The 14,206-nt window shown below is 69.6% G+C and carries 15 protein-coding genes and 2 pseudogenes; 4 read left to right on the plus strand and 13 right to left on the minus strand.

Annotation, left to right across the window (positions count from 1 at the left end; all coding sequences use genetic code 11):
• Nucleotides 1-38 precede the first annotated feature (38 nt).
• Entirely contained in the window at nt 39-509 is a 471-nt protein-coding gene (locus HFP15_RS11950; RefSeq protein WP_312871552.1) for an SRPBCC family protein, read from the plus strand.
• On the opposite strand, the gene HFP15_RS11955 is transcribed toward HFP15_RS11950, so the two are convergent.
• From HFP15_RS11955 to HFP15_RS44130, 7 genes and pseudogenes are all read right to left on the minus strand, one after another.
• Nucleotides 421-1,023 carry a histidine phosphatase family protein gene (locus HFP15_RS11955; RefSeq protein WP_168514682.1) on the minus strand — a complete coding sequence of 201 codons (603 nt, stop codon included), beginning with the start codon at nt 1,021-1,023 and terminating at the stop codon, nt 421-423. The genes HFP15_RS11950 and HFP15_RS11955 overlap by 89 nt on opposite strands.
• Complete coding sequence (locus tag HFP15_RS11960) at nt 1,023-1,421, minus strand: VOC family protein (protein ID WP_168514684.1); 399 nt, start codon at nt 1,419-1,421, stop codon at nt 1,023-1,025. The genes HFP15_RS11955 and HFP15_RS11960 overlap by 1 nt, the downstream gene beginning before the upstream one ends.
• Nucleotides 1,414-2,178, minus strand: coding sequence for a phosphosulfolactate synthase (locus HFP15_RS11965; RefSeq protein ID WP_168514686.1), 765 nt, complete (start codon nt 2,176-2,178; stop codon nt 1,414-1,416). Before HFP15_RS11965 ends, HFP15_RS11960 begins: the two co-directional genes overlap by 8 nt.
• On the minus strand, nt 2,175-3,314 hold the full coding sequence (locus tag HFP15_RS11970) for an acyltransferase (protein ID WP_168514587.1): 1,140 nt from the start codon (nt 3,312-3,314) through the stop codon (nt 2,175-2,177). Before HFP15_RS11970 ends, HFP15_RS11965 begins: the two co-directional genes overlap by 4 nt.
• Nucleotides 3,311-3,772 (minus strand): class I adenylate-forming enzyme family protein, encoded by a 462-nt coding sequence (locus HFP15_RS44125; protein ID WP_376768866.1) that lies wholly within the window; start codon nt 3,770-3,772, stop codon nt 3,311-3,313. Before HFP15_RS44125 ends, HFP15_RS11970 begins: the two co-directional genes overlap by 4 nt.
• A pseudogene (locus tag HFP15_RS43470) lies at nt 3,746-4,222 on the minus strand (AMP-binding protein); the annotation flags it as partial. The pseudogene HFP15_RS43470 and the gene HFP15_RS44125, both read right to left, overlap by 27 nt.
• Nucleotides 4,223-4,295: 73 nt before the next feature.
• A pseudogene (locus tag HFP15_RS44130) lies at nt 4,296-4,775 on the minus strand (AMP-binding protein); the annotation flags it as partial.
• Between the two features lie 165 nt (nt 4,776-4,940).
• Here HFP15_RS44130 and HFP15_RS11985 point away from each other — a divergent pair.
• Both HFP15_RS11985 and HFP15_RS43480 read left to right on the plus strand, forming a co-directional pair.
• Nucleotides 4,941-5,837 carry a CE1 family esterase gene (locus tag HFP15_RS11985; RefSeq protein ID WP_168514690.1) on the plus strand — a complete coding sequence of 299 codons (897 nt, stop codon included), beginning with the start codon at nt 4,941-4,943 and terminating at the stop codon, nt 5,835-5,837.
• Between the two features lie 85 nt (nt 5,838-5,922).
• Entirely contained in the window at nt 5,923-6,699 is a 777-nt protein-coding gene (locus HFP15_RS43480; RefSeq protein WP_210717128.1) for a rhomboid family intramembrane serine protease, read from the plus strand.
• A gap of 8 nt (nt 6,700-6,707) precedes the next feature.
• On the opposite strand, the gene HFP15_RS11995 is transcribed toward HFP15_RS43480, so the two are convergent.
• Nucleotides 6,708-7,577 (minus strand): SAM-dependent methyltransferase, encoded by an 870-nt coding sequence (locus tag HFP15_RS11995; RefSeq protein WP_168514692.1) that lies wholly within the window; start codon nt 7,575-7,577, stop codon nt 6,708-6,710.
• A 34-nt stretch (nt 7,578-7,611) separates the two neighbouring features.
• A complete protein-coding gene (locus HFP15_RS12000) occupies nt 7,612-9,024 on the minus strand; it encodes a sialate:H+ symport family MFS transporter (RefSeq protein ID WP_168514694.1) in 1,413 nt (470 codons plus the stop codon).
• Between the two features lie 146 nt (nt 9,025-9,170).
• On the opposite strand from HFP15_RS12000, the gene HFP15_RS12005 reads away from it, so the two are divergent.
• A complete protein-coding gene (locus HFP15_RS12005) occupies nt 9,171-9,878 on the plus strand; it encodes a FadR/GntR family transcriptional regulator (protein ID WP_168514696.1) in 708 nt (235 codons plus the stop codon).
• Here the strand turns inward: HFP15_RS12005 and HFP15_RS12010 are convergent.
• The 4 genes from HFP15_RS12010 to HFP15_RS12025 form a co-directional block, all read right to left on the minus strand.
• Nucleotides 9,865-10,239, minus strand: a complete 375-nt coding sequence (locus tag HFP15_RS12010) for a group I truncated hemoglobin (protein ID WP_168514698.1) — start codon at nt 10,237-10,239, stop codon at nt 9,865-9,867. The two genes, HFP15_RS12005 and HFP15_RS12010, sit on opposite strands and share 14 nt — an antisense overlap.
• A complete protein-coding gene (locus HFP15_RS12015) occupies nt 10,223-10,861 on the minus strand; it encodes a DivIVA domain-containing protein (protein WP_168514700.1) in 639 nt (212 codons plus the stop codon). Before HFP15_RS12015 ends, HFP15_RS12010 begins: the two co-directional genes overlap by 17 nt.
• Nucleotides 10,858-12,135: a globin domain-containing protein gene (locus HFP15_RS12020; RefSeq protein ID WP_312871553.1), complete on the minus strand. Its 1,278-nt coding sequence runs from the start codon at nt 12,133-12,135 to the stop codon at nt 10,858-10,860. Before HFP15_RS12020 ends, HFP15_RS12015 begins: the two co-directional genes overlap by 4 nt.
• Nucleotides 12,136-12,374: 239 nt before the next feature.
• A complete protein-coding gene (locus tag HFP15_RS12025; protein WP_168514704.1) occupies nt 12,375-14,159 on the minus strand; it encodes a gamma-glutamyltransferase family protein in 1,785 nt (594 codons plus the stop codon).
• Nucleotides 14,160-14,206: the final 47 nt, after the last annotated feature.

Raw genomic sequence — 14,206 nt, forward strand, 5'->3', positions numbered from 1 at the left:
ACTTGACCATGCCCGACCGACATACGTACAGTCTGTACGTGAATTCTCGACGTCCTGACGCGACCGCCAGCGTTTCGGTCAAAGCCGCAGCCGAGCGGGTCTACGAGCTGGTGAGCGATCCGGGTGCGCTGGCCGGCCTCGCCAGCGAATACTCCGGGCACCGCTGGCTCGGCGGTGCGTCCCGCGCCGCGGTCGGCGCCCGTTTCCGTGGCACGAACCGTCGCGGCGTGCGGCGCTGGAGCACGGTTTCGAAGGTCACCGACGCGTCCGCGGGCAGCTGCTTCGCGTTCGACGTGAGCGCCTACGGAATCCCGGTCGCGCGGTGGCAGTACGACATCGAACCGGGCGCGGACGGCTGCGTGGTCACCGAGAGCACGTGGGATCGCCGGCCCGGCTGGTTCCGCTCGCCGAGCTCGCTGTTCACCGGGGTGTGGCAGCGCGCGCAGGAGAACCAGGCGAACATCGAGGCGACGCTGGCGCGTCTGAAGGCCGCGGCTGAAGGCTCGTGACGGCCGCGTTGCCCACGGCCACTCTCGGCACCGCCTCGCCGCGCCGCGGGTCCGCCGTCGTGGTGGCCACGCGCACCGGGCCGCCGTGGGTGACCAGGATCAGGTCGCGCCCGGCGTAGCGCGCGAGCGTGCCGTGGATGCGTTCGTACATCTCCAGCACGCTCTCGCCGCCGGCCGGGCGCCGCGCGGGATGCCGCCACAGGCCGTCGATCGTGCCCTGGACCGTGCCCTGGGTGAACTTCAGTCCCTCGAGTTCGCCCAGATTCTGTTCGCGCAGCGACGGATCCTCGTGCACGGGCAGTCCGAGCGTCTCGGCGAGGAGCACGGCCGTGTCCCGCGCGCGCCGCAGATCGCTCGTGACGATCGCCGTCGCCCGCGTGCCGGTGAGCAGTGCCGCCGCGCGGGCCGCCTGCGCCCGGCCCGTCGCCGTCAGTGAACCGGCTCGTGCCGACTGGCCCTGCACGCGGCCGGCCACGTTCCACTCGCTCTCGCCGTGGCGCACCAGATGCAGCATCAGAACTGCAGCCTCGGGTCGTCGTAGTTCTTGAACTCCAGCACGTTGTTCGACGGGTCGACGAGCGCGATCGTGCGATGCCGCTCGGCGGTGCCCTCGAACCGCACCGCCGGGCCCGCCAGCACCTTCAGCTTGCGGGTCTCCACCAGCCGCACCAGCCGGTCGAAGTCCTCGGCGCGCGCGAAGCTCACCCCGAAGTGCCTGGGGTACATCACCGCCTCCTCCGCCACGTCGTCGGAGAGGTGGCACACCAGCTGGTCGCCGAAGAAGTCGAACGTCACGCGGTCGGCGTACCGGCGGGCCATCTTGGCGCCGAGCCCGAACACGTAGAACTCCACCGCCTCGTCCAGGTCCTTGGCCGGGACCGCGATGTGGCAGGCGTCGTGCATGTCACGCATTGATTGCTCCTTTGTGGACAGTGGGTTGTGCGGCAGGGAAACCGGCGGGAGCCAGCTGCAGCAACGTGTCGCCGCGCAGGCCGCGCCGCAGCGTCTCCACGCCGACGAGGTCGGCGGCGGCGATGTTGCCGAGGTTCACCTCCGGCCCGATCTCCTTGATCAGCTCGACCTGCAGGTCCTTCGTCGGTGCCTCGAACAGCAGCCGGGCCGGGTCGGTGCCGGCCAGCACCGCGCGCAGCACGTCGTCGCGCACGTGCCCGTCGGGTCTGGCCATCCCGCTGCGGCCGCTCTCCCGGGTTTCGGTGATCACCAGTTCCGCGCCCGCGTCGAGGTCCTCGCGGATCGCGCCGACCCAGTCGGCGGGCGAGAGATGCGCGGAGCGTTCGGCGTCCTTGTATCCGACCTCGGACAGCACCGGGCGGTAGGCCGACAGGCGGCGCACGTACTCGGCCTTCGTGGGCTGGTCGAGCGGGATCGTGCCGTTGGAGACCTCGATGTGGGTGGCGCCGCTGCCCTCGACCAGCGCGAGGAAATCGTCCAGCCTGCCGCCCCACAGGTAGCGCTCGAACAGCGTGCCGCCGAAGTAGTACCCGATCCCGGCTTCCCGCAGCACCGCGGTCTTGCGGTCCAGATCCCGGGTCACCAGAGCGGTGCCCCAGCCGAACTTGACGAGGTCGACGTAGTCGCCGTGGCTGGCGATCACATCGGTGAACTGTCCCGTGGGCAAACCTGGGTCGATCATCATGGTGGTGCTCATCGGGTACCTCCTGTGGTCGCGAGTACACGGTTCTGTGCGGGTGTGGCCGGCCGGGCCCAGGCGCGGCCGGTGAGCGCGAGGCTGACCGGGGTGCGCCGGACGGCGGCGGTCAGCAGGCCCGAGACGAGGTAGATCAGCGGCAGCACGGCCAGGATCAGCACGGCCAGCACCGGCGGGCTGGACCCGGTCTGCGTCAGCGCGAGCGTCCCGGTCCAGGCCGCCACGGCCAGCGCGCCCTGCAACACCAGCGGATGCAGCAGGTAGATCCCGAACGAGGCGTCCGAGGTGGCGCGCACGAGCCGTTCCGCCGGGCGGCCGCGTTCCTGCCACAGCAGGCCGAGGGTGAGGAAGGCCCAGGCCACGGCGAAGCTTTCGAAGGTCACCGCGGGCTGGAACACCCCGCTGGCGATCAGCGGTGGCTGGCCGCCCGCGTAGACCTGCGCGAGGTAGATCCCGATTCCCCCGGCGAGCACGAGACCGCAGCCGGTCAGCACCTGGCGCGCGTAGAGCCGGGTCCAGGCGATCAGCCGGTCGCGGTGCCACGCGGCGACCGCGCCGATCAGGACGTAACCGAGGTAGCTGGGCAGGTACGGGTCCGGCATCCGCAGCCAGCCCGTGAGCGGCCCCGCCGTCCACTGCCGCTGCACGGCGAGGGAGAACACCACCTGGAAACCCAGCGCCACGACCACCAGCGCGCCGTGGCGTCTCGCGGTGACCCGTAACAGCCCGCGGATCAACGGGAACACCAGGTAGATCTGCATCGACACGAGCAGGAAGTACAGGTGGTAGCGGGCGGTGCCGGTGAGCAGTTCGGTGACGAACGATTCGCCGAGGAACGGGCCGCCGTTGGCGAAGAAGTACAGCACCGTCCACGTCACGTACGGCACCACCACGAACAGGTAGCGCTTGCGCCAGAACTTCGGCCAGCGCACCCTGCGCAGCCCGGTCGAGTACACCAGCACGAATGCCGTCAGCAGGAAGAAAACCTCGCGGCTGACGTGGAAGGCGATCGTCAACGCTCCGAAAAGGACAGTCTGCTGGACCGGGGTGAGCGCGAGGATGTGCGTGCCGATCACCAGCCCGACCGTCAGCACCCGGACGAGATCGACGTAGTGCAGGTGCTCCTTGGCCGTCACCGCGCCAGCTCCGCGCGCAGGGCGCGGCGCAGCACCTTGCCGGTCGGGCCGAGTGGCAGCGCGTCGGTGACTTCGATGACGGTGGGCCGTTTGTAGCGGGTGAGCCGCTGCGCGCACCATGCCGACAGCGCCTCGGCGTCGGTGTTGCGCGTGGTGGTCACGAACGCGACCGGCACCTGGCCGAGCCGTTCGTGCGGCGCGCCGACCACCGCGACCGCGGCGACCGCGGGATGGGAGAGCAGGACGTTTTCCACTTCCTGCGGATAGATCTTCTCGCCGCCGCGGTTGATCACGTCGTCGGCGCGGCCGGCGAGGTAGAGGAAGCCGGCCTCGTCGAGCGTGCCGAGATCGCCCGTGCGCAGCCAGCCGGAGGTGTCGCGGGCCCGGCGGGTGCGCTCCGGGCCTTCGCCGTCGAGTTCGAGGTAGTCGCTCACGATCTGCGGTCCGCGCAGCAGCACCTCGCCTTCCTGGCCGGGCCCCAGCGGGCTGCCCTCCGCGTCGGCGACGATCAGTTCGACCCCGACCGGAAGCCCGACCGAACCGGTGCGGCGCGCCGCGGTCTCGACCGGATTGGCGGTGATCTGCCCGGCGGCTTCGGACATCCCGTACGTCTCCAGCACGCCGATTCCGGTGCGCTCGGTGAACTTCCGCGCGATTTCCGGTGCCAGGGGAGCGGACGCCGAACGGGCGAAGCGGACCCGTTCGGCGGATCGTGGGGCCGGGCGCTGGGCCAGCGACGCCAGCACCGCGGGCACGGCGTTGAGCCACGTCGGCCGGAACTCCTCGACGCGGGACCAGTAGGCGTCGGCGTCGAAGCGGCGGTCGATGACCAGCGAGGCGCCGCTGACCGCCGTCGCCAGCAGGCCCATGACCTGAGCGTTGACGTGGAACAGTGGCAACGGCGTGTACCCGCGTTCGCCGGGGGCCGAATCCGTGGTGCCGCGCGACGCGCCGTGCGGCGTCCATGAGCTGCCAGCGCGACAGCGGGATTCCCTTGGGGCGCCCGGTGGTGCCGGAACTGGTAAGCAGCACGGCGGGCGCGAGCGCGGCGCCGTCGCTCGGGCGCGCGGCGGTCGTCGCCGTCCAGACGCGCCGCGGCCCGGCCAGATCCACCTGCCACACGTCGATGTCCGGCCGGATCGCCGCGTCCGCGTCGTCGGTGGCGAGCACGTCGATGCGCAACCTGGTCAGCACCTCGGCCAGTTCCGGTGCGGTGAGCCGGGGATCGATCGGAGCGGCCGTCACGCCCGCGGACAGGCAGCCGAGGTAGGCGGCGGTGAACACGAGCGGGTCGGCGATCACGAGTCCCACCCGGGAGCCGGGCCGCACGGCCCGCCAGCGTCCGGCGTGCGCGGCCAGTGCCCCCCAGGTCAGCGCGTGCCCGTCCGAGCCACGAAGGTAGGCGACGCCGTCAGGATGCTCCTTCGCCCGCGCCGAAAGCGGGTCCTTGTCACCGAACATGGCCGTGAGTCTGCTGTCGCTTCCTGGGAACGCGCTGGATGCGTGTTAAGAGCAACCTGAGAACACCTCGGTTCACTTCGGTTTCGCACCCCCATGCCGCACACTTGCGTCATGATTGTCTTGCGCCAACAGCGCAATCGACGAGCAACTGGACAAATAAGACGGTTGCTCGCGCTCGTTGGTGCCCTGTGCCTCGTCGCCGCCTGCTCCTCCGGCGTCGCGACCACGCCGAGCCAGCCGGTCAGCGCCCGCACGACGCTGGCCGACGGCACCACGACCGTGCACCGCGACCTGACCGTCGGCGGCCGCAAACGGGGTTACCTCGCCGTGGGGCCACACGTGCACAAGGCCGGGCTGCCGTTGTTGATCGTGCTGCACGGCAGGGGAATCAGCGCGCAACAGGAGTCCGAACGCACCGGTTTCCTCACCTACGCGCAACGCGGTCTCGCCGACATCGTGTACCCGTCCGGGATTTCGGAATCGTGGAACGCCGGACACGGGTGCTGCGGTGCCGCGGCGAAGGAGGGCATTTCCGACGTTCCGTTCGTCACCGCACTGGTCACCGATGCCACGCACTATTTCGACGCGGACTCACGCCGGATCTATCTCGTCGGCTACAGCAATGGCGCGAAACTGGCGTTCACGACCGTGTGCGCCCATCCCGGGGTGTTCGCCGCGATGGCGACCTATGGTGCGGTTCCGCTCGCCGAGTGCGGCGACGCCACCCCGATTCCGGCGCTGATCAGTGCGGGCACCGCGGATCCGCTGGTGCGGGCCGAACATTCCGCGCCCAGTGCGTCCGTCGCGATCGAGGACACGGTGCAGCAGTGGCGGGTCCGCGACGCCTGCACCGCGTCGGACACCAAGCACATCGGACGGCTCACGCTGACCACGTGGACCGGCTGCCGCAACGGGGTCGCGGTGGCCTCCGGCCTGTACGAGGGTGTCACCCACTACTGGCCCGCAGCGGGCAAAACCGACGCCCCGTTCACCACGCCGGTCGGCGAGGACGCCGCGGCGGGCACGGTGATGTGGGACTTCCTGGCGAGCAAGCAGTTGTGACGGGGAGGGGCCGGGCGACGCCCTGTTCGCGCGCCGGCTCGGCGAAGTCGTGCCGGATCGGCGCGCATGAGGTATCTCTGTCAGGGTGATACCGGTTCACGACGTCAACCCCCTGCGCCGCACGCCGTGGGTCACCTACGCGCTGGTCGCGGGCAACGTGGTGGTGTTCCTGCTGATGCCCGCCGCCGCGCACAGCCTCGCGGGCAGCACCACGCTCGCCCAGCTGTGCGATCTGCAGGCGTTCACCGAGCGGTGGGGCGCCGTGCCGAGCGAGCTGCTGCGCAACCAGGCGCCGGGACTGGTGCCCACCGGCCGCGCAGTGCTCAGCCCACAGGGGCCGGGCTGCCTGCTCGGGCCGCCGTCGTATCACAAGGTGCCGGTGCTTTCGGTGCTGACGGCGATGTTCCTGCACAGCAGCTGGACGCACCTGCTCGGCAACATGCTGTTCCTGGCGATCTTCGGCAACAACATCGAGGACCGCATGGGCCGCCTGCGGTTCCTGCTGTTCTACCTGGTGTGCGGGTACGTCGCGGGGTACGGCTTCGCGCTGACCGCGTCGTCGTCCACGCAACCGCTGATCGGGGCGTCCGGGGCGATCGCCGGTGTGCTGGGCGCCTATCTGGTGATCTTCCCCAGGGCGCGGGTGTGGGGCCTGATCCCGGTGTTGTTCTTCCTGCCGCTGCGCGTGCCGGCGTGGCTGATGCTCGGCATGTGGTTCGTTCTGCAGGCGTTCTACTCGACCGGGTACGGCACCGCGCAGGCGGCCAGCGTGGCCTACGCGGCGCACGTGATCGGCTTCGTCGTGGGCGCCTTGCTGGGTCTGGGTTTCCGGCGCACCCGGCGGGTCCGCTCGGACTGGTAGGGCCGGGGCTACTTCTCCGGCACCCGGCCCACGGCGCCGAGGCAGACCGAGATCGCCGGGTTCTCACCCTCGGGGAGTTCGGTGTTGTGCCACGAGCGCGTGTAGTCGACGCCCGGCTCGACGAGTTGCAGTCCCTTGAAGAACTGGGCGAACTCGTCCTTCGTGCGGGTGACGAAGTCCGGTGTGGAGGTCTTGCTGTAGTGCGCGCAGAACTGCAGCGTCGACTCGCGCACCTCGGCCTGCTTCGGATCGGCGGGGTCGAGGCCGTCGACCGTGGCGTGCGAGATGGCCACCAGGCTGCCCGGCGCGAGCTTGCCGAGGTACTGCCGCAGCGTGTGTTCCGGATCGTCCGTCGGTGGCACGAAATGCAGCAGCGCCACCAGCAGCACGCACACCGGGCGGTCGAAGTCGATCAGCTCCCGCGTCTCGGGCGCCTCGAGAATGGTGTCCGGCTGGTAGAAGTCGCCGGCGACCATCGCCGCGTTCGGTTCGTCGGTCAGCATCCGCGTGCCGTGCGCGATCGCGACGGCCTCGTTGTCGACGTAGACGACCTTGGCTTCCGGATGGCGCGCGTGCGCGATCTGGTGCACCGGGCTGGTCGTGGGAATGCCGGACCCGATGTCGAGGAACTGGTCGATGCCCTCGTCCAGCGCGTACCCCACGGCGCGCACCATGAACTCGCGGTTGCTCTTGGCCACGAACGGGGCGTGCGGCATCAGCTTCAGTGCCTGCTTGCCGAACTCGCGGTCGATCGCGTAGTTGTTGTCGCCACCGAGGTACCAGTCGTAGATCCGCGACACGTTCGGACGTTCGAGGTCCACGGCCGGAGGCGTCCAGGTGGACCGGTTCATGCCGAGATCGTCATCGGGTTCCGTCACCGGGGACTCCAGACTCATTGTTCCGCCGTCGCCGTCACGATAGCAGCGAGCCCGATTCTTCCTGATCTTGGTGGCGCCGCGGATCCAGTCGCGCCGGCACGTTGAACCCGACCAGCGCTGCGGTCACCAGTGTCAGTGCCGCGGCCAGCACCACCAGCGCCGGTCCGAGCCCGATCCGGCCCGCGACCTGCGCACCCGCCAGCGGTGCGACGGCGCCACCGAGCGCGCCGACGTTGTAGGTCAGCCCGAGGCCGGCGGCCCGCGAGCGCACCGGGAAATGGTCGGCGATGTACTTCGGCAGCAACCCGGAAATTCCCGAACTCGTCGCCTGCAGCACGAAAAGCAGCAACCACAGCGCGATCACGCTGTTCGAACCCAGTGCGAACGCGGGGAAAACGAACACCAGCGACAGCACCAGCCCGCCGACATAGGCCCGGCGCGTGCCGAACCGGTCCCCGGCGAAGCCCGCCAGACACGAACCGGCCGCGTAACCGAGCCCGGCCCACGTCAGCGCGTTGGCCACCTGTCCGGCGTTGAAGTGCAGATCGGTCTTCAAATACGTCGGCAGCAGCGACTGGATCGGCCACGAGTAAAGGAAAGCGCAGAACACGGTGACCATCACGCCGACCGCCATCGGCCACGACCGGCCGCTGACCTGAGCCGCGAACGCCACGAAACCCAGGACGCACACCGCGATGTACAGCGGATACCACCCGCCCGCGTGCCCGGAGAAGATCAGCACCAGGCACAGTGCCACGGCCACGGCGATCGCGACGTTGACGATCCGCCATCGCCCGCTGAGCAGGACGTTCGCGCTGGTGCCTTCCCGCTGCGGTCCGGCCTGCTCGGTCCAGTCATTGGCCTCCGGCAGCGCCCTGCGCAGCCACAACGCGAGCAGCACCGGCACGATCCCGATCCAGAACAGCCACCGCCAGCCGAGGTTCGGCACGATCAGGTCGTAGGCGCGCGCGGCGAGCACGGTGCCGATCGGGTAGGCCGACAGCAGGAACCCGCTGGCGCGGTTGCGCAACGCCGCCGGCCAGCTCTCCATCACGTAGGTGCTGCTCGACCCGTATTCGCCTGCCATTCCGATGCCGACGATGGCGCGGAAGAAGAACAGCGACCAGTAGCTCCACGCGAACCCGCACAGCGCCGTGCCCACCGCGTAGCAGACGATGCTGAGGATCATCGCGGGCCGCCGCCCGAACCGGTCGCCGAACGCGCCCAGCGCGAGCCCGCCGAACCAGCGGGACACGAAGGCGGCCGAGACCAGCGTCGCCGCGCCCGCGAGGGAGAGACCGAACTCCGCGCGGATCTCGGTCAGCACCAGCGTGATGATCACGAAGTCGAAACCGTCGAGCAGATAGCCGAGCCAGGCCGCGCTGAAGGCCTTCCACGCGCCGGGGCCGACCTGCCGGAACCAGGGGACACGGGGCTTGCCGTCCATGATCACCGCTTCATCGAGGTAGTCGTATTGGTAGGACGTTGGACGTCCTATGATGGCTGGGACGCTAGCCCAACAACCGGAGCGAGGGCAAGAGTGGCGAGCAGCCGGGGCATGAGCCGCCCGGCGCGGGGTGAGAGGGCCGCCGGATGAGTACCTGGGAGAACGGCCCGCGTGGCCCGGTGCGCAGCCGGGGCACGACGCGCAGCCAGGAGCTGGTCGACCGCATCATCGAGCTGATCGATCAGCGCGGGCTGCGCCCGGGCGATCCGCTGCCGCCGGAACCGCGCCTGATGGAGGAGTTCGACGTCGCGCGCAACTCCGTGCGCGAGGCACTGCGGTCGTTGCAGGCACTGGGCATCGTCGAGATCCGGCACGGCTACGGCACGTTCGTCGGCGAGGCCAGCATGGCCACTCTCGGCCCGTCGCTGCTCTTCCGCACGCGCGCGCACTCCCGCGACGGCTTGCGCGGGCTGTCCGACCTGCTCGAGGTGCGTCAGGTACTGGAGACCGAGCTGGCCCGCAAGGTTTCCGGCGACCGGAAACTGATCGAGGAACTCACCGGCTGCGTCGAGCGCATGCGTGACCCGGCGACCGCGGCCGCGGCCGACCGGGATTTTCACGAACGCATCTGCGTCGCGGCGGGCAACGAGCTGGCCGTGGAGCTGACGCGGCTGTTCTGGAACGTCTACCGGCAGACCGAAACACTGATCGGCGCGCCGACGTCCACGACGGACTCATTGGTGGCCAAGCACGCGAAGATCGTCGCGGCCATCGAATCCGGCGACGGCGAAGCCATCGGCAACGCCGTCCGCCAGCATTTCGACGAGGTGCGGGGGAGGATCAGCCGGCGCTGAGGGGCGCGCCGGAAACGATGTCCGCCGCGAGCGGGGCGACCGCGGCGAGGATCTGGTCCACCAGATGCGGCGGCACGCCCGCGTCGGTCAGCGATTCCGCCAGCAGTACGGCCACGCGGTCGAAATCGGCCTGGCTGATGCCCCGGCCCCGGTGGGCCTCTTTCATGTTCTGCCCGACGTAGTGCTCCGGTCCGCCCAGCGCGCCCGCGAAGAACTCGACCTGCCTGCCCTTGAGCCGGTTCATGTTGGCGCCGGCGAAGAACGGGGCGAGATCGGCGTCCTTGAGCACCCGGACGTAGAAATCGTCAACGACCGCGATGAGGGCTTCCTGGCCGCCGATCTGGTCATAGATGCTGGTCATGTTCGCCTTTCGGTAGGTGCTCCGGAATCCGCGCGAGTTTGTCGACTTCCTGCGCGAAAGCGTCGGACGCCGCGTGCAGCTGAACCTGTACCGCGCGGCAGAAAGCGCGTAACCAGGCCATCCGGCGTTCCATTTCCTCGAGATCGGCGTCGCGGTCGTCCCCGGCGCGCGTGCGGTAGGCGTGCACGGCCTGCTGCGCCGCGGCCTCCGCTCTCCGCTGCGCGTCCTGCACCAGCGCGGTGGCCTGTGTCCTGGCCTCACCGGTGACGCGGCGGCTGTGTGCCTCGGCCTGCGCGATGTAGGCCTCCGCCTGCAACTGTGCTTCCGAGAGCAGGTTCACCGCCGCCACGTCCACCTGGACCGGCACCAGTGCGGGATCGACGTTCTCGCCGTGGTTGCGGTACCAGTCGCGCAGACGGTCCACTTCGGCGCGCAGGCGCGCGTTCTCCGCCTCGCCCGCCGCGATCTCCTCGGCGAGCCTGCGCTGGAACAACTCGACTTCGCTCGCGTCGACACCGCGACGGCCGATCGGTGCCTTGCTGAACGTGAGGCTGCGGATTCGTTCCGGCGTGAGTATGCGCCGGAACGACGGTTGTCGCTGGCCGTCTGCCTGCAAAGTCATACTGGGTATTCCTTGTCCCCTTGGAGAAATCCGGTCGCGCTGGTGGGGCCCCCGTAGCCTTGGAAGTCCTCGTAGTGCACGCGGTGGTCGCCCATCCCCGCGGCGCGCAACGTGTCGCGCGTGGCCGCCACCATCGCGGGCGAGCCGCACACGTAGACCTCCTGCGCGGGCCATGGCCCGTAGCGCAGCGCGACCTCGCTGACCAGCCCGTGCGGCACGTTGGCTTCTTTGTCCTCCGACAGCACGGGAATCACGCGCAGGCCGGGTATCGCGCGCTCGAAGGCCTCGATGGCCGGCATGTCGTAGAGATCGCGCATGCAGCGCGCGCCGACGAACAGGTGGACCTCGCGGCGGAGCTGTTCGTTCGCGATCTGGCCGAGCAGCGCCTTGAACGGGGCCAGCCCCGTTCCGCCCGCGATCAGCAGTATGTCCCGTTCGTGATCGACGGTGAGGCTGCCGCCGACCGGCGCACCGACCCGCAGCACGTCACCGAGCTGGATGCCCTGGACGAGTGCCGTGCTGACCACACCGCCGTCGACCATGCGTACGTGCAGTTCGAGCAGCCCGTCGTCGCGGGCGACGTTCGTGGGGGAGTAGTAGCGCCACATCCTCGGCCGCAGCTGGGTTTCCACCGCGACGCTTTGACCTGCGGCGTAGTGCAGTGGCCGGTCGGTGCGCACGGTCAGCACGGCGACGTCCACCGTTCTTCGTTCGTGGCGCACCACTTCCGCGTTCCACCACGGCGGCGTGTGCTGCGCGGCCTCCTGCGCCGCGGCCTTCATCACGTCGGCGACCAGGGTGTAGGCGGCGGTCCAGTCCGCCGCGAGTTCTGCGGTCCAGTTCTCGGACAGGAAATGCTTGAGCGTGGCCAGCAACGCCTGCCCCACGGCGGGATAGTGGTCGGCGGTGACCGCGAACTTGCGATGATCGCGGCCGAGTTGCTGCAGGAACGGCACGGCGGCGTCGAGTTCGTCCACATGCGCGACCACCCTGCCCAGCGCGGACAGCAGTTTGTCACGTTGCGCGGACATACCCGCGGGAAACATTTCCCGGATCGGGGGATTCGTCAGGAACAAGGTCGAATAGAAGAAAAGCGGAACCTGGCCGCCGAAGCCGGCTACGGTATTCCAGCTCTCACGAAGCCGGACGGTGTCCATTGTTAGAACGCCCTTCCTGGCGTGCCACGATCGGGGTGAATCGTCTACCGGCCTGAGCCATTCGGCCCCGGCTGCTCGGCCGTCTCGCGGAGAGCCTAAGTCCACCGCAATTTGCATTCAAGGCCTTGCCCGGGTCGAGAACGAATTACCGTTTTCTTTTCCGATATGAGCAGCAACTAACGCTCACGCTGTGTCGAAACCGGGGTTCGCGCAGCGTAGTTCAGGAAACAAAACGGGAAAAAACAATCTGGTTCTGTACGTTTCGGGTATGTCGCCGCCGCGAGACGGGGCACGCCGGGGGAGGGAGAACAGCGATCCGGGGATGGTGAACCGCTGTTCTCCCGCCACCGGCCGGGTCACCGGCCGGACGCGTATCCCTGCATGCCGCGGGGGTTGGCGGCCGCGGACAGCACGCCGGTCTCCGGATCCCGCGCCACCGCGCACAACCGGCCCTCCGACCACGGCCCACCGACGGTAACCCGATGTCCCCGGCGGCGCAGCCCGGCGATGACGTCCTCGCCGATCCGCGATTCCACGGTCACCTCACCCGGCGCCATCACCCGCGGATAGAACGACCCCGGGAAGCTGTCGTGGTGCCAGTTCGGCGCGTCGATCGCCCCCTGCAGATCCAGCCCGCCGCGCACCTTCGCCCGCAGCGCGACGGCGAGGAAGAAGTGGAAGTTCCACTGGTCCTGCTGGTCACCGCCCGGTGTCCCGAACGCCAGCACCGGCTGCCCGTCGCGCAGTGCCATCGACGGGGTGAGTGTCGTCCGTGGACGTTTGCCCGGTGTCAGCGAGTTCGGCAGTCCCGGTTCCAGCCAGGCCATCTGTAATCGCGTGCCCAGCGGGAAACCGAGCTCCGGCACCACCGGATTCGACTGCAGCCAGCCGCCGCTCGGTGTCGCCGCGACCAGGTTTCCCCACCGGTCGGCGACATCGAGATGGCAGGTGTCGCCGCGGGTCGCGCCGTCCTTGGCGACCGTCGGTTCGCCCGCGCCCGCCGGCACGTCCACCGTACCGCCTGAGGCGACGAACGTGGCGTGTTCGCTCAGTCGCGGCGCCCGGCCGTCCGGACTTCCCGGCCGCAGTTCGCACGAGGCGTCCCGGCCGATCAGCGCACGGCGGGTTTCGTTGTAGGGCCGGGAAAGCAGCGTGTCCAGCGACACCTCGGCGCAGTCGCCGTACCAGGCCTCGCGGTCGGCGAAGGCGAGCTTCGAGCCCTCGATCAGCGTGTGGTGGTACTCCGGCGTGCCGTACTCCAGCTCCTCCGGCAACAGCGCGAGTTGTTGCGCGAACACCGGTCCCTGGCTCCACAGTCCCGGTTTCGCGATCGTCCAGCCGTTCCAGTCGTAGGTGACCGGGTCCTCGTAGGATGCGGAGAAGTTCACGAGGTCGTCACCGGTCAGCGTGCCCGCGTGCCGATCGCCGGAGGTGTCCATTGTGGATCGCGCGGCCGACCCGGCCAGCGCCGCACCGATGAAGCCCTCGCGCCAGACCCGGCGGGCGGCCTCGATCTGTTGTTCCCGGCCGGATCCGGCCGCCTCGGCTTCGGCGATCAGGCGCTGCCAGGTCCTGGCGAGTGCGGGATTTTTCAGCAGCTCGCCGGGCGCGGGCGCGTTGCCGCCGGGCAGGTAGATCTCGGCCGAGGTGGTCCACTCGGTCTCGAACAGCTCCCGCACCGTTTCGACGGTCTCGCCGATCCGCTCCACCGCGGGATGGCCGCGCTCGGCGTACCCGATCGCGTAGGACAGCACGTCGGCGAGCCGTTTGGTGCCGTGGTCGCGCAACAACGTCATCCACGCGTCGAACGCGCCGGGCACGGCGGCGGCCAGCGGGCCGGTACCGGGCACCAGGTCAAGACCCAGCGAGAGGTAGTGCTCGATCGTCGCACCGGCCGGGGCCGGGCCTTGTCCACAAAGGATTTCCGGCGCCCGCCCGGCGGGCGCGAGAATGATCGGCACCTCGCCGCCGGGACCGTTGAGGTGTGGTTCGACCACGTGCAGCACGAAGGCGGCCGCGACCGCCGCGTCGAAAGCGTTGCCGTCGTCCTCGAGCACCGCCATCGCCGTGGCCGAGGCGAGCCAGTGCGTGGACGACGCCATCCCGAACGTGCCCTGCAGGGTCGGTCGCGTCGTGATCACGCGTGGAGTATCGCTCCGGACGCCGCGGCACGTCCAAGACATCCGTG

Source organism: Amycolatopsis acididurans (assembly GCF_012328925.1).
Taxonomy (GTDB): domain Bacteria; phylum Actinomycetota; class Actinomycetes; order Mycobacteriales; family Pseudonocardiaceae; genus Amycolatopsis_E; species Amycolatopsis_E acididurans.